Here is a 22,562-nt window from a genome sequence, read left to right on the forward strand (position 1 = left end):
CCGCCGGTGTTACTGGCCATCGCGCCGGCGCCGCCGGCGCCGGAGGCGTTGCTACCGCCCGCCGCGCCCGCGCCGCCGGTGTTGGCCGCGCTGGCGCCGGCCGCGCCCGAACCGGCCGTGCCGCCGGCCGCCCCGGCGCCGCCCGCGCCGGAGGTGTTGCTACCGCTGGTGGCGGTGTTGGTGCCGGCCGAAGCGGCGCCGCCGGTGCCGGTGCCGGCCGTCGCCGTCGCCGTCTGGTTGCCGCTGATGGCGGGCGTGCCGCCCGATTCGCCGCCGCCGCCGACCGCCCGGTTGGTGCTGTCGGCCCCGCCCGCGCGTCCGTTTCCGCCCGCAGCCTGCTGCTTGGCCACGGCGTCACCGCCCCAGGCCCCGCCGCCGCTGCCGCCGCGTCCGCCGCTACCGCCAGCCCCGCCCTTACCGCCGTCGCCGCCGATCGCGCTGCCGGTCTTGCCGCCGTCGCCGCCCGATGCGCCGGCCGCGTAGCCGGTCCTGCCGCCGTCGCCGCCGATCGCGTTGCCGGTTTTGCCGCCGTCACCGCCACTTGCGCGTCCGCCATTGCCGCCATCGCCGCCCGCGCCCGCCGTGGCGTTGGCGGCACGGCCGCCGTCGCCGCCTGCGCCGCCCCGGCCGCCGTTACCGGCGTCGCCGCTGGAGGCGCCCCTGGCGTCGCCTCCGTTGCCGCCGTCGGCGCCGATGGCAGAGCCGCCCCGCGCGTCGCCGCTCGACGCGCTACCGTTCTTGGCATAGCCGCCGGTGGCGCCCTCGCCACCGCTGCCGCCCTTGGCCCAGGCGCCGTCGCCGCCGTTGCCGCCTTTGGCCTCGGCGCCGTCACCGCCGTTGGCGCCCAGGTTGGAGCCGCCCTTGGCGCTGCCGCCCAGCCCACCCATCGCGGTGCCGCCGTTGGCGTTGCCGCGGTTGCTGGCGACATTGCCGATGTGCGAAATGGCGTTGCCGCTGACCGTGCCGTTTAACTTGCTCACGGCGGTGGCGGCCGATTTGTTGAAGGCGTTGTTCAGGTTGGAGGTGGCGGTGGCGCCGTTGTTGGCCGCCGCCGCCCCGTCCGCCGTCGCCCGGGCCAGGCCGTCGCTGTTGTTGTTATTGTTACGGTTGGAACTGGAATCGTTGTTACGGTTGCTGCTGCTGTCCTGAAGCGCCTTGGCTTGATCGGTGGCGAACGCCCCCGCGCCGGATTGCGTGAGATTATTGGAGGGATCTGTTTGGGCAAAAGCCTGGCCGCTGACCAGTAGCGCGATGGTCGTGGCTAACATCTTCTTGTTCATTTTGTCTACCTCACCTGTTGAGTTTTTCGGAAGCGGTTCCCGGAGATTTGTGTCCGGCAGTCAAGCTATTGCAAACTCGGTGCCATGCCGGGCGCCCGCTTGCAACTGCTTGATTTATCAGGGAGGGCCGCGCCAGGCGCGGTCAAGAACGACAATTTCATGCCACTTTAACAATGCTCGACTGCCACATTGTGACGTTTTTGTAACATTTGACTGTCACAACGCTTGAGCTCGCTAAGCCGGGGGACGCTATTTGCCCCGGCAGCGCGCGGCTTGCGCATCGATGCCGTGCTTGGCCATCTGACGGTACAGCGTCATGCGCGAGACGCCCAGCTCGAAGGCCAGCTGGGTGACGCTCTTGCCGCCGCGCAGGGCGGCCTCGATCGCGTGGCGTTCGACTCCCACGCGCGCGCCGCCGCGCCGCGGGACCGGCGCGGACGCCACGGGCGACGCCGGCGCGCCATTGAACTCGACGGATGCCATCGGCGCGGCGCCGCCGGCCGGCAGGCCCAGGTCGGCCGCGCCGATCAGGCGGCCCTCGGCCATGACCAGCGCGCGGCGGACGCGGTTGATCAACTCGCGCACGTTGCCGGGCCAGTCGTGCGCCTGCATGGCCGCCACCGCCGCCCGGCTGTAGCCGCGCAGCTGCGGCGCGCGCTCGGCGGCGTAGCGATCGAAAAAATGCTGGGCCAGCTGCGGCAAGTCTTCCTTGCGATGGCGCAGCGCGGGCACTTCCAGCATCAGCACGTTGAGACGGAAAAACAGATCCTGGCGGAAGGCGCCGCGCGCCACCGCCTGCTCCAGGTTGACGTGCGAGGCGGCGATGACGCGCACGTCAACCACACGCGGCTGCGTGCCGCCGACCCGGTACAGCGTGCCCTCCTGCAGGAAGCGCAGCATCATCGCCTGCATTTCCATCGGCAAATCGCCTATCTCGTCGAGAAACACGCTGCCGCCCTGGGCCGATTCGATCAGGCCGCATTTTTCGCGCGCGGCCCCGGTGAACGCGCCGCGCTCGTAGCCGAACAGTTCGGACTGCACCAAGGTCGGCGACAAGCCGGCGCAATTGATCGGCACGAAGGGCGCGCCGGCGCGCGCCGAATGGCGGTGCACCGCGTGCGCCACCAGTTCCTTGCCGGTACCGCTCTCGCCCCAGATCAGCACCGGCGCGCCAACCCCTGCCACGCGGCGGATGTTCTGGCGCAGCCGGTTGATGCATGGCGCGTCGCCGGTGAGCGACATGCAGTCGCCGCCGAGGCGGCGCGCCGCCGCCGGCGCGCCCAGCGACGCCACGCCATAGGCATGGCCCAGCGTGTGGCGCAGGCGGGTCTCGTCCAGCGGCCAGGTGTGGAAATCGAAACAGTGATCGTGCAGCAGTTGGCGGCAATTGCCGCGCTCGAGCGCCTCGCGGTGGCAAACGGCGACCCAGCGCATCGCGCAATGCTGGCGCAAAAAGGCGTCGAAACGCCGTACGTCGACATCGGCGGTGTCGAACAACAGCAAACCCACCTTGAAACCGCGCAGGCGCAACTGCCGCCCGGCTTCCTGCAGGCCTATCGCCGTATGCACGTCCCAACCAGAAAGGGCGTTACCGATTTCGCCGTGCAAGCGCGAGCCGGCGACGACACAAAGCAGCATTTTTGTCATTATTATCTACCTTGCTACGAGATTCACAGCAAGTCACTACTTTAGTCGAAGTAAGCCTTAACTTGACGTTAGAATTATTTAACTGCAAACAGAAAATGGATAGCTTTTTTACATTTTTGCATTTTAGAAACTACCGTGCCGGCGGCACGCCGGCGCCGCTCAAGGCGTCGCCGCGTCCCGCACGCCACGGAATCCCAGCGCGCCGGAACGGTCCTTCGACGGCGCCATCAACAGGTACTTGCCATGCTCGTTGAGTTTGTACGCTTGCGGGAAGTACCAATAGGAGTTTTGCGGCTGGTAGTAGCTGCCGCCGCGCAGCACCGCCGCGCGGGTGTGCTCGTCGGCGAACTCGTTGGTCCATTGCCACACATTGCCCACCAGGTCCTCCACGCCGAACGGGCTGGCCGCTTGCGGACGTAGCCCGACCGCCTCCGGCGCGGTCAGCGCGCGGCCCTTTTCCGGCGCCGGGACCATCGCCGCGTTCCACTCGTTGCCCCATGGATACAGGCGCCCGTCCGTGCCTTGCGCGGCGTACTGCCATTCCCATTCGTTGGGCAGGCGCTTGCCGGCCCAGCGCAGGTAGGCGCGCACGTCCTCGAGCGACACCCACACCACCGGGCGCTGCGCGTCGTCCGCCTTGGGCCCGCCGGCGATCCAGTGGCGCAGGAAGTTGTGCGCGTCCACCGGCCGGTAGCCGCTGGCGTCGAGGAATTGCTTGTATTGGGCGTTGGTCACGAGGTGCTTGTCGATGTAGAAGGTCTTGATCGGCACGCTGCGCACGTGGTGCCGGCGCGCCACCGGCTCCCATGGATATTGCACATCCAGGCCGGGCTTGTTCTCCCCTTCGATCTCGACGCCGTGCACCTGGAAGTCGAACAGCGCGCCGGGCACTTTCACCATGCCGGGCGGCGTGGCATGCGCCGCCGGCGTGGCGGCGATGTCCACCATCTTCTGTTGCAGCGGCGTCCAGGCATTCGAATACGACTCCAGCGGCCGCGCGGCCTGCTTCGCGAGCGTCTTCAAGGTCGCCGGCAGGCCCGCCACATCGACACCCGGATCGACGCGCAGCACGGCGCCATAGCCATGCGATTCCAGCGCCACGCCCAGCTCGGCGTAACCGTTCGCCACCTTCGGCTTCATTTCCTTGCCATCCCAGACGTCGAAGTAGCGTTGGCCCTCGGCGTGCGGGACGCGCATGACGCGCTGGTCGACGCGCCAGTCGGTACGGTTGATGAGCGTCCACAACGTCTTGCCGGCAAGCGGGAATTCGCTGGCGTAGACGCCGTGATGCAGGGTCGGCACGTGCGGCCGCCAGCCGCTGCTGACGAGCTGCTCGGGGAAGGCCCGATAAATGGTCGCGATGCGGCGCAAGGCCTCGCCGTCGCGCGGCGTGATCCGGTTCCACCAACCCCAGACGTTTTCCCAGCTCTGGACGCCGACGCCGTTGAAGAAGGCGTCCTGCAGCAAGGTGGTGCGGTCGGTTGCCCAGCGGTCGCACACGTGGACCTGATGGCGCGGCTCCAGCCATTTCCATTTGCTGACCAGCGGCACCGGCGACGCCGGCCAGTAACCCCAGCTTTGATTGTTGTACGCGAGCATGCGGTCGTCGCTGAACAACAGCTCGGGCTCGAGCGCCATGGCGTGGCCGGTGGCGTCGGCGGCCGCGCGGTATTCCAGCGGCAAGCCGAACATCGTGTCGCCGTTGATGCCGTCCGCGCCGATCTCCGCCATCAGCGCCGCCGTCGCCTCGTGGATGCTGGTGCCCGGGTCGCGCGAGCCGGTATCCCAGGGCATGGTCGGGAAGAACACCTTGACCCCGCGCGCGTGGAAGTCCTTGATCATTTGCCGGACACCCGTCACGCCGCCGGGCAGGTCGCGCAGCATGTCCCATTGGTTGCGGTCGTCGATGCCGATGTTCGGATATACCGGCCATAGCAACACGCTGTCGATGCCGCCGTAGCGCTGCTTCAAATCGTCGAGGAAACGGTCGACGATGTAGCGCCCGGTGGCCGGGTCGTACAGGTAGCGGTCTTCCATCATCGCCTGCGTTTGCACGAAGTCGCGCTGCGTCCAGCGCAGTTCCGGGCGCCGGTACTGGGCGTCGTCGTAACCGTTCTTCGCGAGCTGGTCGGCGCGCCAGGCGCGCATCGCCGCCAGCCAGGGAGCGTGCTGGCCGGTGGTGTCGCGCTTCCAGTTGTTCAGGCGGGCCAGCCAGTCCGCCTCTCCGCTATCCTGCTGGTCGGGGCCGAGGATCTGGCTGCCGCGCACCTCGATCCGGGGCGGCTCGGCGGCGTCGCCCGGACCGGCGTTCGCCAGCAGGATGCCGGCGAGGCAGTGAACGAACAATCTGGCGTGTACATGGTTGGGGCGGCTTGGTTTCATCGTTGGCGGTTCCGGGATTCAACAGGTTTGTGGGCGACACCACATTCTCCACTACTTGCGCCCGCCAGGGAACCCGAAGCCTATGCGCTATTCTTGAAGATGGTACGCAAACGGCGCAAGGCGATGACCGCCGCCGTCATACTCAGCAGCAAGCCGCCGAGGCTGAGGGCGATGAGGACCGCTTCGCGCGGCCAGGCCGGCGTCAACAGCACGGGAATATCCCAGCTGTGCAGGAAGTTGAACAGCCAGCGTCCGAGGCGCTGGGTTTTGTCGGCGCTCAGCTCAATCTGGCCGGTGCGCGCATCCAGATATACCCAGGTGTCTTCCGGATCGTCGAACACCGCGCGCAGGGCCGGCAAGCGGCGTTCATTGGCGCCGTACATGGACGCCTGTTCGCGCGCGAAATACTGCGCGTCGTAGCTCGTCAGCATGCCAAACGAGCGTACCTGGTATGGCAGTAGCCGGCGCGCCGCCGCCTCAAGTTGGGTGAGCGGCCAGGACGTCATGATCCGCATGCCGTCGCCGGCGGCGTCCACGATCCGTGTGTCGTTCACACCATCGCGCGCCAGGATGAACGGATGGCCATTCAAGACGCCCCACTCCAGCTCGCGCGGCGCGAAGGAAGCGGTCCGCAAACGCCACAGCACCTGCCGCACCGTTTGCGGCGGGCGCAAGTTCGCGGGCGATCCGCCTTGCATCGCGATCGCATCGGGACGCGCGCCCTTTGCGCCGAAGATGTTGAACGGATTCATCGACATCAATCCGCTGAACATCCAGGTGCACAGCACCAGGCCGAACACCAGGCCAAGGATATGGTGCCAGCGCATGTATGCCTCGCGGTATGGCGTGCGCTGGCCGCTTTTGTAACGGCCGCGGAATCGCCAGCGCCACACGCCGTTCACCAGGCCGGTGACGGCCGACAGCACGCCCACGGCGGACAGGCCGATCAGGGTCCAGGTCCACACCGGATCGCTGGGCTGCTGGCGAATCATGTACATCCAGTGCAACCAGGCGCCCACGAAGTTCCAGTAGCGCTCGGCGCGCGGTGCGTCGAGCACGACCTGACCGGTCGAGGAAGACACATAGACCCGCGTCGACGCCTCGTCAGCGAGGTCCACGATATGCAGCGGCCGGTGCGCATTCAAGGCGCGCGAGTGGGTCCAGCGGTCTTCGTCGATCAAGCCCTGGTAGTGGGCAGCGGTCCCGGGCTTGAAACCGCGCGCGGCCGCGATCGCGGCGCGCTTATCGGCCCGGCCGGGCATGGTTCCGGTGATGGCGTCCACCGGCGTGTATCGCCCGTCCCCTTCAAGCAATAGATAGTGCGGCCGGCCGCCGATCGAGGTCAGCGTCAGCCGCTGGACGTCCGCCGGCGCGGCGCTTTGCGCCAGCGCCTGTTCCGGTGCGATGCAACAACCCGCTTGCGACAAGGGCGGCAGCGCGGCCAGGCGTTCCCAGGGCGTCAGCTTGGGATAGCCGACGAACAGCATCACCACGCCGCTGACGAACCACAGCGCCATCAACACGCACATGACCATGCCGGTCCAGCGATGTAGCAAGTAGATATAGCGTCGCATCGCGCCTCCCGGTCAGAATCGGTGGTTGACAATGACGTCGGCGCGCCGGTCCTGGCCGTAGAACCACTGGGTCGGCGTGTAATACGCGGTCGTGAAATAGCGCTTGTCAAAGACATTGGCGACCCGCAGCGTCAGATTGGTGTCGGCCGATAGCGTCCAGCGCAACGACGCGTCGGTGACGGCATACGAGGGCAGCTTGAGCGTGTTGGCATTGTCGGCATTGCGCTCGCCGACATAGCGCAGTCCGGCGCTGGCGGTCCATGCCCGCATGAACTCCCAGTTGAGCCAGACATTGGCCAGACGTTGCGGTACATCCGGAGGCGCGTTGCCCGCGCGCGAGACCAGTCTTCCGCCCGATGCCTCACTAAAGTCTTCAAATCGCGCGCGCAGCAGCGACGCGTTGGCCTCCGCGCGCCATCCCGGCGCCAGCACCGCCGTCACCGTCGCCTCGATGCCGCGCGAACTGCGCTCGCCAACCTGCACGCTGCGGGCCGGGTTGGCCGGGTCGCGGGTGAGCAGATTGTTTTTGGTGATGTCGTAGACCGCCAGCGTCCACTCGCCGCCTCCCTGCGCGAACGCCTGCTTGACGCCGACCTCGACTTGCCGGCCGGTTGCGTTCTTGAACTGGCTGTTGGCCGCCGACAGGAAGAACAACGAACTGATCGGGTCGGCCGCCTTGGCGTACTGGCCGTACACCGCCAGCGACGGCGTCGCCTGGAACACCGCACCCAAGCGCCATCCGACATTGGTCGAAGTCTTGTCGTAGGCCAGCCTGTTGGCGACCAGGTCGGTGCGGCGCAAGGTCGCATGGTCGTAGCGCACGCCCGCCAGCAGCGACCAGCGCTCGTCCAGCGCCAGCCGGTCCTCGGCGAACAGCGCGTACTGTTTGGCGTCGCTGTCGTAGCGCGGGATGGTCGGCACCGGACTGCTGAACGCCCCCGGCACCGGGTTGTACGGATCGACCGACGGCGCGCTGCCGACATAGGTGTTGTTTGTATGCCTGAAGTCGCTGGAGTTGACGTCGAAGCCGACGGAAAACTGGTTGGCCAGGCCAAGCAACCGGCCTTTGAACGCGGCGTCTGTCGTATTGCCCGTTTGCGATTGCTGGTGGTAGATCTCGGTGGCGTCGGAGCGGTCGATCAGGCGCGTCGCCGGGTTGTACCGATAGGCCTCGACGTCGCGCCAGTGACGGTCGCTATCGATGTCGTAGAAGCGGCTGCGCACGCTGACGTTGTCGTTCGGGCTCCAGTTCACCAGCACGTCGATCCAACGGTCGTCGTATCGCATCACGCTGTCGGCGACGTTGTAGTTCTTGTCGGCCAATGCCGGATCGGGCTTGCCGTCGATCAGTGGCGTGCCGAAGTACTTCATCGGCTTTTGCCTGCCCTTGGCCGCGCCGAGCTGCACATTCAGGCGCGGGGAGATGTCCAGGCGCACCGCGCCCGAAAAGGCGCGGTTGCTGTACTCGCCCCGCTCCACCCAGCCGTCCGAGCGGTCGGTGCTGGCATCGAAGCGGTACGACCATTGGTCGTCGATGGCGCCGCCGCTACCAATGGCGAAGCGGCGGCTGTTCCCGGTGCCCAGGGCGGCTTGCAGCTCGGTCTGGATGGCGCCGCGCGTTGGCTTCTTGGGCACCACATTGATCACGGCGCCGATGGCGCCGTCGCCGTAGATGACGGAGGCAGGTCCGCGCAGTACTTCGATGCGCTCGACGGCCCAGGTGTCGAACGGGAATGTGAGGCCGGCGCCGCCGTACTGGCGCATGCCGTCATACAGGCGCATCACGGACAGCGTGTCGGTGAAGCCGCGCGCGGCAACGGAGGAGCCGCCGTTGCCGGGGTGTGGCATGGCGCTGATGCCGGGAGCGCGGGTGATGGCGTCCAGCAGGCTGGTGTCGCCGCGCCGCTCAAGTTGGTCGCGGGTGATGGCGTCGACGCTTGCCGGCGTGTCGAAGCGGCTCAGATCGAGGTTGGAGCCGGTGGCGGTCTGCGAATTCAAGCCGCCGTGGTCGGCGCGCGAGGAGACGACGACCGTGGGCAAGGTGGCGTCCTCCGCGGCGGAGACGGCGTTGGCGGCCAGCAGTGGCAGCGCCAGTGCGCAAAAAGTGGCGGCACGGGCGCCGGGCGAATGGGAAATAGTGTTCATGGTATCGATACGCGAAATGGATATCCAGCCCGCCATGGGGCGGACCTCGGCCAGACGGCGTCAAGCGGCAGCGGCTGCCAATATGGCGGCGCTGTCAGGTGCGTCGGTCTGGAGTAACGTGTTTGCGCGGACGGGCGAAGCGGCCCGCACAGGGTCGGCGGATATCAGGCGGCGGGCGGACCGCGCGGATTCGCGACGGCCCAGGAAAACAGCGGCGTCGGGGAACGATAGAACAGCGCGGGCCGTTCCGAGGTGATCTTGAAGTGTGGAAGCTGGGCCGGCGCGGGCGGAAGAACAGGCAGGTCGAAGTGAACCCGGCAATAGGGACAATCGTCCATCATGCCGGTTTGTTTGCCGGATGTCTCCCCATCGGGCGATTTGGCGTATGTGACGCCCATGGCCGAACAAATTTCCAGCAGCACGGCGTTCGCCGCACCATCCGCAGCGAAAGTACGCGAGAACGCCGGCATCAATGCCGTCATCAACATGGATGCGCAGAGCAGCCATGCGAAGTACCGTCGTCGTTGTCGGGAGATGAACATTTGACTATTTTACACCGTCGTTCCCTCTTCCATTGACGGCTGGGGCCGGCATCGCCCGCTTATGGCCCGAAAGTGTCGATAGTTGGCTTACGGGCCAATTTCACAATCAAGCCCGCGCACCCACAATGCTGCTACCGATCACAACATCCATGGAGCAGCAAAATGCGACAACTAAAACAGATACTTATCGCCCTGTCACTGACCTTCGGCGCTGCTGGCGCGGCTGTCCACGCCGCCCCCGACGCGGCGTCGGCAAGCGCCAAGCCCACCGTCCAGGTGCAGCAAATCCGTAACGCCACCGCCAAGATCAGCTATGCGGGCAAGACCTTCCTGGTCGATCCCTTCCTGGCGAAGAAAGGCACCTATCCCGGCTTCCCGGGGACGTTTAACAGCCAGTTGCGCAATCCGATGGTCGAGCTGCCGATGTCGGCGAACGAACTCATGAAAGGAGTGGACGCGGTGCTCGTCACCCATACTCACCTCGACCACTGGGATGGCGGCGCCCACCAGTTCATCCCGAAGGCGCTTCCGCTGTTCGTCCAGAATGACACCGACGCCAAACTCATACGCGGCCAGGGCTACACCAACGTCCGCGTCCTCGGCGAGAACACCGCCTTCGAAGGCGTGCGCTTATCCAGGACCGGCGGCCAGCATGGTACCGATGAAATGTACGGCAAGAAGGCGGTGGCGGAGATGCTCGGCGAGGCGATGGGCATCGTGTTCCAGGCGCCGGGCGCCAAAACCGTGTATGTGGTGGGCGATACCGTATGGCGCTCCGAGGTGGATCGGACGCTGGAAAAGTTCAAGCCCGACGTCATCATCATCAACGCCGGCGACGCGCGGATGGTGGGCTACGCCAGCTCCATCATCATGGGCAAGGACGACGTGCTGCACGCGTATCAGGCCATGCCGAACGCGACCATCATCGCCACGCATATGGATGCGATCAACCACATGACCTTGAGCCGCAAGGACCTGAGGGAACATGTCAAGCAACATGGCATCCAGGACCGCGTGCGCATCCCGGAAGATGGCGAGGTTCTGAAGTTTTAACCGGGTGTGGTTGGCGGGTGCTTCTGGCAGGGCGTACCTAGCCCTCGGTGCCGCCTTTGCTGTCCATATCTTGCATCAGGCGATAAAACGATGCGGCGATCGTATTCGCCTGCGAAGGGCCAGTTGCCACTACCGCTGTCGTCCTTGGCATCGCGGTTTCATTGACACCCTTGTCCTCGCGATTGCCGACCGGCCCTTGAGTGATGCCTGGGGCCGTCCTCGCATTTTCAAGCGACATAGTCGCCGTGTTCGGCAAGTCTATCCGGGTAATTCCTGGACGCAGCTTTTCCGCTTCGAGAGCTTGCTTCGCGAAGCCGGCTGTCATTTCTGCCGCAATGGCCTTCTGTTTGGCGAGCTGCGCCGTTTGCTCGGCTGTCGGTGGTCCTCCGCGACGAAAAACCATGACTTCCTTCTCGCCACGGGCGAAGGCCTTGGCCTCGTTACCGGATTCGATCGCTGTGCGCCGTGAAGGCGTCACCTGGATAGCTGCAGCGGTAGTGCTGGAAATGGTCGTCATCTTCTGTCCTTTTATCAATACATAGTACTTCCACATGCGATCCTACCGCGTGCCCGCATGCCGCGATCGGGGGAGAAGAAGGGCAAATCCCCCCCGTCATTGCTTTTACATTTTTCAGGCGCCCGAATGAATCGCTCCGTCCGCGGTAACGATAAATTCAATGGTGTTCCCACCGGTGAACCAGCCTATCAACATGACGCCGGAATTGCCCACGCCGTTGTCGTTCATGTCGGCTTGGGAAGTTAAATATAGATCATCGCCCCTTTGCTCCTGGAAGAGATCGGCAAACGTAGCGATGTTATTCAACTTGATATAGTCGGCGCCTGTCGTTCCCGTATCGCGTATATGGACAATACCCGACGAGTTCACATGATACGTATCGCCGCCTTCCCCCCCGAAAGCGTCCCCGACCCCAGTGAGGAAGAGCGTGTCCGCCCCGCCATCGCCATACAGGGAATACAGGCTGCCATAGCCGGTAATGCCGTCCTCGCCATCGCCGCCGCGTGCCACGCCCTGGCCGTACAAGGCGATCCGGTCGTCGCCTTCGCCGCCCAGCGCCTGCCCCCCGCGCACCGAGAGGAAGTCACCGCCGAGGCCGCCATCGGCGATACCGTTGACGACGGTGATCGTGTCGACCCCGTCTTCGCCATAGGCAATGGTCCCGGCATCGTTCTCCGCACCCGAGATCGTGTCATTGCCATTTCCGCCATAGAGCATATCCGCCTGCGCCCCGCCGTTCGCGGCAATCAGCGGCAAGACGGAACTGCCCACATCGCCGAAGATCGTATCGGCCCCGTCCCCGCCATGGATGGTGTCGTCGCCATAGCCGCCATCGAGTTGATTGTGGGCCGCATTGCCCGTGATCGTGTCGTTGAGGGAGGTGCCGACCAGGTACTCGATGCTGGTCAGCGTATCGCCGGCGGCGTCGCCACCGGCGGCAGTTCCCGCCGCGAGATCGATCTGGACGGCGGCGGAACTCTTCCAATACCACGCGGTGTCGTTGCCCAAACCGCCGCTGATCGCGTCGCCACCGGCGCCGCCGACGAAGATATTGGCGGTCGCGTCGCCGACCAGGATGTCGGCGAAGCCGGTCGCTTGAATGACCTCGATGTTGGTCAGGAGATCGTCCGCGGCGATGCCGGTATGAATTTTGGTGGCCAGATTGAACGTGATGCCCGCTGCCGCCGTTTCGTAGCTCACCATGTCGACGCCCGACTGGCCGTCGAGCTGATGGCTGTCGCCATTCTCGATGAAGATATCGCCGAAATTCGAACCGGCGAACTTCTCGATATCGTGGAAGCGGTCGCCCTGGCCGATGCCGGAGAAGTCGCCGGTGGCGAAGTTCAAGGTCATGGCGTTGCCGTCCGTGTAGCTGACGGTATCGATGCCGGCGCCGCCGAAGAACTCGTCGCCCCCCGCACCGCCGAGCAAGTTGTCGTTGCCCGAACCGCCGGTGAGGGTATTGTCGCCGGCGTTGCCGGTGCCGGTGAAGGCGCCCGTGCCGAGGTAGGTCAGTTTCTCGACATTGGCATAGGCCGCGATGCTGAGCGCGACGAGCCCGGTTTGCACTTCGTCGATGCCGTTGCCGGCCGCCTCCGTCACGACGACGGTGGCGACGCCGACCGTGTAGAGGTCGTCGCCGGCGCCGCCCGCCAGCGTGTGGGCGGCGGTCGACGAGGCCAGCGTATCGTTGAAGGCCGAGCCGGTCACCGCTTCCATCGCGGTCAATATATCGCCCTGGGCATCGCCGCCGGCGACCACGTTGGTCGTCAGGTTGACGCTGACGGCCGCCGCCGAACGCGAGTAATCGATCGTGTCGACGCCGGCGCCGCCGTCGAACGTGTTGGCGCCGGCGTTGCCGGCGAAGGTGTCGGCGAAATTCGAGCCGCGGATCACCTCGATGCTGTCGTAGGTGTCGCCGGCGGCGATGCCGGTGTGGGCGCCCGTCTTGAGGTCGACCGTGACGGCGGCGGTGGCATCGGCATAGCCGACGGTGTCGGTGCCGGCGCCGCCGTGGAACTCGTCCGCGCCCGCGCCGCCGTAGAGCGTGTCGTTGCCCGCGCCCCCCGTGATGATATTGTCGATGGCGTTGCCGGTGCCGGTGAAGGCGCCCGTGCCGGTGTAGGTCAGCTTCTCGACATCGCCATAGCCGGCGATGCTGAGCGCGGCGATCGCCGTCTGCACTTCGTCGACGCCGTTGCCGGCCGCCTCGGCCACCACGACCGTGGCGAGGCCGACGGTGTAGAGGTCGTTGCCGGCGCCGCCGCGCAGAACGTGGCCGGCGCTCGACGAGGCCAGGGTGTCGTTGAGGGCCGAGCCGTTCACCGCCTCGAACCCCAGCAGCACATTGCCCTGGGCGTCGCCGCCCGCGACCACGTTGGTCGTCAGGTTGACGTTGACGGCCGCCGCCGACGTAGAATAGTCGATCGTGTCGACGCCGGTGCCGCCGTCGAAGCTGTAGGCGCCGGCCTTGCCGGTGAAGGTGTCGGCAAAGTTCGAGCCCCGGATCAGCTCGATGCTGTCGTAGGTGTCGCCGGCGGCGATGCCGCCATGGCTGCCGGTCTTGACGTTGATCGTGACGCCGGCGGCGGCGTCGGCATAGCCGGCGACGTCGGTGCCGGCGCCGCCGTGGAACTCGTCCGCGCCCGCGCCGCCGAAGAGCGTATCGTTGCCCGCCCCGCCGGTGATGATGTTGTCGTCGGCGTTGCCGGTGCCGGTGAAGGCCCCCGTGCCGGTGTAGGTCAGCTTTTCGACATTGTCGTAGGTTGCGATGCTAAGCGTGGCGAGCGCGGTCCGCACCTCGTCGTTGCCGTTGCCGGCCACCTCCCCCAGCACCACGCCGGTGGCGCCCAGGACATAGATGTCGTCGCCGGCGCCGCCGCGCAGCAGATGGCTGGCGCTCGACGAAGCGAGCGTGTCGTTGAAGGCCGAGCCGGTCACCAGCTCGATCGAGACGAGCGAATCGCCCTGGGCATCGCCGCCCGAGTGCACGTTGGTGCTCAGGTTGATGTTGACGGCCGCCGCCGAGGTCGAATAGTCGACGCCGTCGAAGCCGGCGGCGCCGCCGTCGAAGCTGTTGGCGCTGGCGTCGCCGGTGAAGGTGTCGCTGTAGCTCGTGCCGCGTATGACCTCGATGCTGTCGAAGGTGTCGCCGGCGGCGATGCCGGTATGGATCTTGGTCTTGAGGTTGATCGTGACGGCGACGCCGACAGCGTCGGCGTAGCTGGCGGTGTCGATGCCGGCGCCACCACGGAGCAGGTCGTCGCCGACGCCGCCGGCCAGCGTGTCGTTGCCCAAACCGCCGATGAGTTCGTCGTTGCCGGCGCCGCCCGTGAGCGAGTCATTGCCGACGCCGCCGGTGATGATGTTGTTGGCGGCGCTGCCGGTGCCGGTGAAGGCGCCCGTGCCGGTGTAAGTCAGCTTCTCGATATATTCATAGTTCTCGATGCTCAGCGTGGCGAGCGCGGTCTGCACCTCGTCAATGCCGTTGCCGGCCGCCTCGCCCAGCACCACGCCTGCGGCGCCGACGATATACAGGTCGTCGCCGGCGCCGCCGCGCAGGATGTGGCTGGCGCTCGACGAAGCCAGCGTGTCGTTGAAGGCCGAGCCGGTCACCAGCTCGATCGAGACCAGGGAATCGCCCTGGGCGTCGCCGCCCGAGTGCACATTGGTGCTCAGGTTGACGTTGACTGCGGCCTCAGAACTCGAATAGTCGACACCGTCGAAGCCGGCGGTGCCGCCGTCGAAGCTGTTGCCGTTGGCGTCACCGGTGAAGGTGTCGCCGTAGCTCGTGCCGCGTATCACCTCGATGCCGTCGAAGGTGTCGCCGGCGGCGATGCCGGTATGGTTGTTGGTCTTGAGGTTGATCGTGACGGCCACGCCGACGGCGTCGGCGTAGCTGGCGGTGTCGATGCCGGCGCCGCCGCGCAGCACGTCGGCGCCCACGCCGCCGGCGAGCGTGTCGTTGCCCAAACCGCCGATGAGCTCGTCGTTGCCGGCGCCACCGGTGAGCGCGTCGTTGCCGACGCCGCCGGTGATGACGTTGTCGCCCGCGTTGCCGGTGCCGGTGAAGGCCGCCGTGCCGGTGTAGGTCAGTTTTTCCACATTACCATAGCCCGCGATGCTGAGCGTGGCGAGTCCGGTCTGCACCTCATCGTTGCCGCTGTCGGCCGTCTCGAACACCACCACGGTGGCGATGCCGACCGTGTACACATCGTCGCCGGCGCCGCCAGCCAGCGTGTGCCCGGCGGTCGACGAGCCCAGGCTGTCGTTGAAGGCCGAGCCGATCACCGTTTCAATCGCCACCAGCGTATCGCCCTGGGCGTCGCCGCCCAAGGCCGCGCCGGTCGTCAGGTTGACCGTCACCGCCGCCGCTGAATTGACATAAGTCGCGGTATCGACGCCCAACCCGCCGTTGAGCGCGTCGGCGCCGGCGCCACCGTCGAGCACATCGTTGCCGGCGTTGCCGAGCAGGGTGTCGTTGCCCTCCAGCCCGAATATCTGATCCGCAGTGGTGCTGCCGGTAAGGGAATCGTTGCCTGTCGTACCTGTGATTGCTGCCATTTTTAGCTATCTCTCAAAAAGGGGGAATTCCGGACGTGGACGAAAAATCTATTCTTCGGTTGGAGCGCTGCCCGCAAAGTAACGATCGGTGGCCAGCCATTTCCGCCCGAGAGTTGGTTGCTCCCAAAGCGAAGAAACGGCCGCGCCGCCCGGGCACGGCATCTTTACCAGGGGTAATTTTAATGCTCTGGCAAGATTACAATCTAACCAATTGTCACAACTGGGAAATTATTTCCGATCTGAAATGCCGATGCGCTGGACGTGCCTGTGAGGGTTGTTGTTACGTGGAAGATACCTGTCGATACTGGCCGGCGAGACCGCCAAATGGGATAGTTCATTAGCTGCACGACAACATCTTCGGCGCAGCCACCATCCTACAAACGCACCATCACAAAGGGGTAAACATGAACATCTTGCAAAAAGCGGTACTGGGCCTGGCCGTCGCCGTCTCGCTGGCGGCGCCCGCGCACGCGGCGGTCACCCAAACCCTGTCGCATTCCGGCACCGATCAATACGCGTGGGTCAATGGCGGCGTGCTCGACATGGGCGGCGTGACGCTGGGCAGCGGCACCAACACCATTTACGCGCTGACCAGCACGTCGACGCTGGTGGATCAGGGCTGGGGCTTCACCGACCCGAGCAACGGCGTGTTCATCGGCCTGTTCCAAGGCACCACGAACGTGTTCAACTTCCTCGTCGCCGGCTCGTCGCACGATCAGGCGACCGTCACCTTCGACATCGCCGACAACAACGCGCTGCTCGGCGGCCTGAACGCGGCGCTGCGCGGCGTGACCTGGAGCGCCGCCGATCCGTTGAGCATCCGCATGTACACCGACGCCTGGCAATATCCGGGCTGGGAATTGCACACGACCAATAACTCGTTCAGCGTCACGTCCGCCGTCACCGCCGTGCCGGAACCGGAGACCTACGCGATGCTGCTTGCCGGCCTGGGTCTGACCGGGGCTCTCGCGCGGCGCCGCAAGGCCGTCGCGGGCGAAAAATAAATAAAAAGACAACAACCCCAGCCTGGCGGGACGGTACTAAAATGCTAAGATTAGTATTCTCAAAACCCGCCATGCCACAGCCGAGCGTCCAAGCCGCATCCCATCCGCCGTCGCCCAGCGCGACGGCGAAGTTCCGCTTTGGCGACTGGCTGGTCGAGCCGTCCCTGAACGCGATCTCCAATGTGCGCGAGCGGCGCCAGATGGAGCCGCGCACGATGGAGGTGCTGCTGGCCCTGTGCACCGCCGGCGGGGACATCGTCAGCAGCGAGGACCTGCTGGAGCGCTGCTGGGGCGGCGCCTTCCACGGCGACAGCTCGGTGCACAAGAACATCGCCCACCTGCGCCGCCTTCTCGGCGACAACGCCGGCGCGCCCACCTACATCGCCACCATCCGCAAGCGCGGTTACCGCACGGTGGCGCCACTCGATTTCTTCGCCGACGGCGACAAACGTCCCGGCAACTGGGAACACGGTACGCCGTTTCGTGGGCTGCTGGCCTTCGACCAGGCCCACGCGGCGGTGTTTTTCGGCCGCGACGACGCCACCCGCCAGCTGACGCGTACCGTCCAGGCGCAGGCGCGCGGCGGGCTCTCGCTCACGCTGGTGCTCGGTCCCAGCGGGTCGGGCAAGACCTCGCTGATCCAGGCCGGTCTGCTGGCCGGCCTGGCGCCGGCGCGCGCCACCGGCGAACTGGCGCTGCTGGCCACCACCACGCTGGACTTGATCGACCTGGGCGGGCAAACACTGCCGACCGCGCTGGCCGGCGCCTTGCTCGACCTGGAATGGGGCGAGCAGTTGGCGTTCCCCGGCGAAAACGCGCTGTCGCTGGGCGCGCGGCTCGGGCACGGCTGCGAGAGCGTGGTGGCCGAACTGGCGGCCGTGCTGGCGCCACACGCCCGCGCGCGGCCGGGCCTGCGGTTCGCGCTGTTCATCGACCGCTTCGAAGTGCTGTTCAACACGGCGCGCATCGACGAGCCCGCGCGCGGCGCCTTCATGCACGCGCTCGAACAGCTGGCGCGCAGTCCGGCCATGCTGGTGGTGGTCGCCTGCCGCAACGATTACTATCCGAGCATCGCCAAGATTCCACTGCTGAGCGAAGCGCGGCGCCTCGGCGGCCACTTCGACCTCGCGCCGCCGGGCTTTAACGATATTCCGGACATCATCCGCGCCCCGGCCGCCGCCGCCGCGCTCAGCTTTGGCGTCGATCCGCACACCCACGCCCGGCTCGACGACGTGCTGTGCGAAAGCGCCGCCAACAGCCCCGACGCGCTGCCGATGCTGCAATACTGCCTGCAGGAGCTGTACCGGCTGCGCACCGTCACGGGCGAACTGAGCTTTGAGGCGTTCCGCCAGCTGGGCGAACTCGAGGGCGCGATCGGGCAACGCGCCGAGCAGGTCGTGCTGGGCCTGACGGCGGCGCAGCGCGACGCCCTGCCCCACATCATGGCGCAGGTGGTGGTGCTGTCGAACGACGACGAGCAGTTGGGCAGCCAGCGGGCCGCGTGGACCGCGCTGCCCCACGCGGCGGCGCGGCAGGCGGTCGAGGCGCTGGTCGAGGCGCGCCTGTTCGTCAGCGACCTGGTGGCCGGCACGCCGGTCTTCGGCATCGCCCACGAGGCCATCCTGCGGCGTTGGCCGCGCATGAGCGACTGGATCGAGACCCACCGCGACGCCCTGCGCGCGCGCGGCCGCCTGGCCCAGCACGCGCGGCGCTGGCACGACGAGGGCCGTCCCGGCGATTTGCTGCTGCCCAAGGGCACGCTGTTGGCCGAGGCCGAGCTGCTGCGCCACGGCGGCGTGGTCACGCTCACCGACACCGAGGTCGAATGCATCGTCGCGTCGGCGCGGCGGGTCCGCCAGCGCGACCGCTTGCGCCTGGCGGCGATGACGCTGATCGTGGCGCTCGCGCTGCTGGCCTCGCTGCTGGGCCTGAGCGCGCTGTCGGCCAAACGCTCGGCCGAGTCGCGCCGCGAACAGGCCGAAGGCCTGGTCGATTTCATGCTGGGCGACCTGGCCGACAAGCTGCGGCCGCTCGGCAGGCTCGATTTCCTCGACAGCGTCAGCGGCAAGGCGCTGCAGTATCTGCGCGGCACCAGCAACGACGACCTCAACGCGTCGGCGCTGACCTTGCGCGCCAAAGGGTTGCAGATGATCGGCGAGATCCGCCGCTCGCGCGGCGACTCGCCCGGCGCCATCGACGCGCTCAACCAGGCCAACGCGATCCTGATGCGCCAGCGCCGGCAGGCGCCCGGCGACCTCCAGGTGTTGAAAAACCTGGGCGCCAACGCCTATTGGATCGGCCAGCTGCACAAGGACCGCAACCACTTGCAGGCGGCCGAAGACGCCTGGCGCGACTACCTGCGCTTTTCCGAGCTGCTGTACGAACGCGACCCGGACAACACCGAGTGGTGGGTGGAGCGCTCCTACGCCCACAACAACCTGGGCAATCTGGCGCTGCTGCGCGGCCGGGCCGATCTGGCGGTACCGCAATTTCTGGCGTCGATCGCGCTCAAGCAGCGCGCGCTGCTGCGCGAGCCGTCGTCGCGCACCGTGCTCGCCGAGCTGGCCGACAGCTATTCGTGGCTGGCGTCGGCCACGCAGTCGCTGGGGCGGCTCGAAGAGGCGCGCCAACTGTACGCCGACGAAATGCGGCTGGTGCTGCGGCTGACCGAGGGCGCGCCCGAGGAGGCGCTGTGGGCCCACCGCCACGCCGTGGCCCTGCAACATCGCGCGCTCATCAGCATAGCCCTGGGCATGGACGCTGATGCGTTGCGCGACTACGGGCAGGTGAAGCGGTTGTACACGGACATCCTGGAGAACGATCCCGAGCACCGCCAGTGGCGAGTCGAGCAGGCGAACTTCGAGCGGGAAAGGCTGTGGCTGCTGGCGCGTACGGCGCCGCCGGCCCGGGTGGCATCGCAGCTGGCGGCCGTGCAACGCACCTTGCATGAGATGACGCTGCTCGATCCGAAGAACGTGTTGTGGGCGCGCCGAGCGGCCATCGCCCGCACCCAGCTCGCCGCCACGCTGATGGCCGCGCGGCAAGGCGCCGCCGCCGGGCAGGAACTCCAGGTGTCGGTGGCGACATTGAAGTCGCTGCATGACAGCAATCCAGGCAATTTGAACGGCCGGCTCGCGCTGGCCGAAGCGCAGCTGTTATCGTCGTCGTTACAAAGAAGTCAAGGCGACAACAAGTTGGCAATATCTATTTGCCAACAGATTCATGGCATGCTCAAGGACGAAGCCACCGCCTCGCGCGACTACCAGGTGCTCGAACTGTGGAGCAAAGTCAACACTTGTTTGGGCGACCGGCCGGCGATGCTGCTGGCCGCCGCCCGCCTCCGGCAAATCGGCTATCTCGACCGGGCCTATCTGCAATCCCTCCCTCCCACAATTAAGGAATAACATGCCTACTACTGCAGCGCAGTACCCAGTCCTGGTGTCGATCGGCCCAGGCCACGAGGTCAAATTTACCTACTTCGACGACGCAACCAAGAAACCGGTGACGAATAAGTGGATCAGATTGCAAATCACCTGTCCCACTGATTGCTTGTTCGTTCTAGACTACACGACAAGCAAGGCCGGCTGGACCATCACGGGAAGCAGCCCGGTGGTTCCGGGCAGCCCCACTCTGACCCCCTTGGCAGGCCCCAATAACCTGTCGCTGTTGGTCATCGATCCCTATGAACAGATGGATAGATACCAGTACTACCTGAATTTCGCAAACAACGGAGTCACATTCCAGTACGATCCACAGGAGACCAACGTACGCTCCTAAGCCATCCCATAAAAGTGGCGCCGCAGGCCGTCACAGATGGCGCCTGCGAGCTCCTCCTGCAGCGCCATGCCCAGGTCGCCGTCGCCGTCAAACTGCGACATCCAGGCGACCTGCCCGGCGCCCCCGTCCACCAGCCGCACGCAGGCGCGCACGCGGCGCCCTTCGACCCGAATCCCACCCTCCAGCCGGTAATCCGCCACACCGGCGCCGGCATCGCTACCGCCCAGCATGATGGCCTCGCCGAATGCGCGGTACAGCCTGGAGCCCAGCTCGTCATCCAATCCCCACACGAAGGCATCGCTACCCCGCACCCGACTGAGGTCGCGCAGCGGCGCCAGTTGCAGCCGCACGCCGAGACCGGGGGCAATGGCCGGCGCGGCGATACGCGGCGCGTAACCGCCGTTTGGAATCGAGATTTCCAGGCCGTCCGGCGCACCGGCGGCGCGGTAGTGGGCGGCCAGGCGCTCCCGCAGCCGACCCGTTTGAACGCGCACGACGGGGTCGAGCGTGGTGTCGTAGACGCGCGGGTCGCGCCGGAACACCGCCAGGCCGATGGCGTACTCGCTCAGTTGGCCGGCGCTGCCAGTCAGTTCGGCGTCGATCAGGAAGGCTAGCAGTTGCCGCATGCGCGGCGCTTTGGCAAAGGTTGGACCGCGCAGTATCGACGCCGCGGCATTGCGCAGGCAATCGGCGAGCGGCGCCGGGACGTTGTCGTGGTTCGTCATGTCAAACCGAGCATTCATGTCTGCCTCCGTGGACGGGACGCGTTCCGCAACGCGCTCCCTGCGGACTGAACTCTATTGGCGGACCGATATGATTGCCTTACGTTTATCTTACGGACGGCGAACGGGTAGGGAAAGGGGCGGAAGCGAGGCGGATTGCCTCGGCGCAGTTCCGTTCAGACAAATAAAAAAACCTCCCGCAGGGGAGGCTTTTTTATTTGATTCTGGCGGAGACGGTGGGATTCGAACCCACGATACAGGTATAAGCCGTATGCATCCTTAGCAGGGATGTGCCTTCGGCCACTCGGCCACGTCTCCTAGTCGATCGCTCAACTATGACCACTTGCCGTAAAGCAGCAATGTGGACGCGAGTTATGATATAGATCGGTAGCCACTTGGTCAAGGGTACGCCCCACAAATGTGACGCCGAGCGCTTGCCATGCCGACGCCACGCGCCGACCGCCGTTTTCCCGCTTTGACAACCTTGGCTTATGATAGCGATTTAATCAATCATGCGGCCATCGTCGATCGCATTTGAAACGGATACCCGACATGGCCTACTTCACCCGCCTCAGCGATACTAACTTTCTCGCCACCGAGCACACCGGCGGAGCCTGGAGCGTACACGAACAACACATCGCGGCGCCGATGGGGCTGCTCACCCATGTCATCGAACTGGACTGCGCACGGCGCGGCAATGGATTCAAAATCGGCCGCCTGGCGTTCGACATTCTCGGCGTGATCCCGATCGGGGAGGTACAGACCGAAGTGCAGTCACTGCGCTCGGGCCGTACCATCGAACTGGTGGAGGCGACCCTGCTGCACAACGGGCGCCCGGCGCTACGGGCCCGCGCCTGGCTGGTTAAACCGAACGATACGGGCGCTATCGCCGGGAACGCCCTTCGCCCAATACCCGGTCCCGACGCGATGCCGCGATGGGATCCCTCCACAGTCTGGCCGGGAGGCTTTATCGCCACCATCGACGTGCATCGCGCGTCCGAGGAACCCGGCCGGGCGGCGTATTGGGCACGCGCCCGCCAGCCGCTGCTTGACGACGAAGCGGTCAGCCCCCTCGCCCGCGCCGCGTCGTTGTTTGATATCGCCAACGGCATGGCCGTGCGCGCCGCGCCGACCGCCGTGGCCTTCCCCAACCTGGACCTGACGGCGCACCTGTTCGCGGCGCCGCGCGGGGAATGGCTGGGCTTTGACACGTCGGTGTCGTTTGGCGTTGATGGACTGGGCCTGACCAGCTCGACCATTTATGATGAAACGGGGCCGATCGGCACGCTGGCCCAAATTCTGACAATACGCCCCAACATCGGTTAAGCCGATGGCATGGACGAAAAAAAGCCCCGT

At 66.1% G+C, this 22,562-nt stretch carries 14 protein-coding genes and 1 tRNA gene; 5 read left to right on the top strand and 10 right to left on the bottom strand.

Annotation, left to right across the window (positions count from 1 at the left end):
- From AC07P1_RS16615 to AC07P1_RS16640, 6 genes are all read right to left on the bottom strand, one after another.
- Nucleotides 1–1,280 (bottom strand): hypothetical protein (locus AC07P1_RS16615; RefSeq protein ID WP_494696867.1); only part of this gene is annotated, 1,280 nt, incomplete at its 3' end.
- A gap of 249 nt (nucleotides 1,281–1,529) precedes the next feature.
- Nucleotides 1,530–2,927: a sigma-54 dependent transcriptional regulator gene (locus AC07P1_RS16620; protein ID WP_494696868.1), complete on the bottom strand. Its 1,398-nt coding sequence runs from the start codon at nucleotides 2,925–2,927 to the stop codon at nucleotides 1,530–1,532.
- Between the two features lie 159 nt (nucleotides 2,928–3,086).
- Nucleotides 3,087–5,309, bottom strand: a complete 2,223-nt coding sequence (locus AC07P1_RS16625) for a formylglycine-generating enzyme family protein (protein ID WP_494696869.1) — start codon at nucleotides 5,307–5,309, stop codon at nucleotides 3,087–3,089.
- An 80-nt stretch (nucleotides 5,310–5,389) separates the two neighbouring features.
- Nucleotides 5,390–6,883, bottom strand: a complete 1,494-nt coding sequence (locus AC07P1_RS16630; protein WP_494696870.1) for a PepSY domain-containing protein — start codon at nucleotides 6,881–6,883, stop codon at nucleotides 5,390–5,392.
- Nucleotides 6,884–6,895: 12 nt separating this feature from the next.
- Complete coding sequence (locus AC07P1_RS16635; RefSeq protein WP_494696871.1) at nucleotides 6,896–9,028, bottom strand: TonB-dependent receptor; 2,133 nt, start codon at nucleotides 9,026–9,028, stop codon at nucleotides 6,896–6,898.
- A 164-nt stretch (nucleotides 9,029–9,192) separates the two neighbouring features.
- Nucleotides 9,193–9,570: a DUF2946 domain-containing protein gene (locus tag AC07P1_RS16640; RefSeq protein WP_494696872.1), complete on the bottom strand. Its 378-nt coding sequence runs from the start codon at nucleotides 9,568–9,570 to the stop codon at nucleotides 9,193–9,195.
- Between the two features lie 162 nt (nucleotides 9,571–9,732).
- Here AC07P1_RS16640 and AC07P1_RS16645 point away from each other — a divergent pair, with 162 nt between their 5' ends.
- The gene (locus AC07P1_RS16645; RefSeq protein WP_494696873.1) at nucleotides 9,733–10,623 is read left to right on the top strand and encodes an MBL fold metallo-hydrolase; all 891 of its coding nucleotides are present in this window, start codon (nucleotides 9,733–9,735) and stop codon (nucleotides 10,621–10,623) included.
- A 37-nt stretch (nucleotides 10,624–10,660) separates the two neighbouring features.
- Here the strand turns inward: AC07P1_RS16645 and AC07P1_RS16650 are convergent, their stop codons facing one another.
- Together AC07P1_RS16650 and AC07P1_RS16655 are read right to left on the bottom strand one after the other, a co-directional pair.
- Nucleotides 10,661–11,140 carry a hypothetical protein gene (locus AC07P1_RS16650; RefSeq protein WP_494696874.1) on the bottom strand — a complete coding sequence of 160 codons (480 nt, stop codon included), beginning with the start codon at nucleotides 11,138–11,140 and terminating at the stop codon, nucleotides 10,661–10,663.
- A gap of 114 nt (nucleotides 11,141–11,254) precedes the next feature.
- Nucleotides 11,255–15,703 (bottom strand): beta strand repeat-containing protein, encoded by a 4,449-nt coding sequence (locus AC07P1_RS16655; protein WP_494696875.1) that lies wholly within the window; start codon nucleotides 15,701–15,703, stop codon nucleotides 11,255–11,257.
- Nucleotides 15,704–16,107: 404 nt separating this feature from the next.
- Between AC07P1_RS16655 and AC07P1_RS16660 the strand changes: the two genes are divergently transcribed.
- The 3 genes from AC07P1_RS16660 (at nucleotide 16,108) to AC07P1_RS16670 (ending at nucleotide 20,484) form a co-directional block, all read left to right on the top strand.
- On the top strand, nucleotides 16,108–16,707 hold the full coding sequence (locus tag AC07P1_RS16660; protein ID WP_494696876.1) for an FxDxF family PEP-CTERM protein: 600 nt from the start codon (nucleotides 16,108–16,110) through the stop codon (nucleotides 16,705–16,707).
- Between the two features lie 71 nt (nucleotides 16,708–16,778).
- The gene (locus tag AC07P1_RS16665) at nucleotides 16,779–20,111 is read left to right on the top strand and encodes an nSTAND1 domain-containing NTPase (RefSeq protein WP_494696877.1); all 3,333 of its coding nucleotides are present in this window, start codon (nucleotides 16,779–16,781) and stop codon (nucleotides 20,109–20,111) included.
- A 1-nt stretch (nucleotide 20,112) separates the two neighbouring features.
- The gene (locus AC07P1_RS16670) at nucleotides 20,113–20,484 is read left to right on the top strand and encodes a hypothetical protein (protein ID WP_494696878.1); all 372 of its coding nucleotides are present in this window, start codon (nucleotides 20,113–20,115) and stop codon (nucleotides 20,482–20,484) included.
- Here AC07P1_RS16670 and AC07P1_RS16675 read toward each other — a convergent pair.
- Together AC07P1_RS16675 and AC07P1_RS16680 are read right to left on the bottom strand one after the other, a co-directional pair.
- Entirely contained in the window at nucleotides 20,481–21,227 is a 747-nt protein-coding gene (locus tag AC07P1_RS16675) for a hypothetical protein (RefSeq protein WP_494696879.1), read from the bottom strand. The genes AC07P1_RS16670 and AC07P1_RS16675 overlap by 4 nt on opposite strands.
- Before the next feature lie 204 nt (nucleotides 21,228–21,431).
- Nucleotides 21,432–21,524, bottom strand: a tRNA-Ser gene (locus AC07P1_RS16680).
- Nucleotides 21,525–21,758: 234 nt separating this feature from the next.
- Here AC07P1_RS16680 and AC07P1_RS16685 point away from each other — a divergent pair.
- Nucleotides 21,759–22,532, top strand: coding sequence for a thioesterase family protein (locus tag AC07P1_RS16685; RefSeq protein WP_494696880.1), 774 nt, complete (start codon nucleotides 21,759–21,761; stop codon nucleotides 22,530–22,532).
- Nucleotides 22,533–22,562: the final 30 nt, after the last annotated feature.

This window comes from Duganella sp. GW821-FHT07F09, from assembly GCF_059418705.1.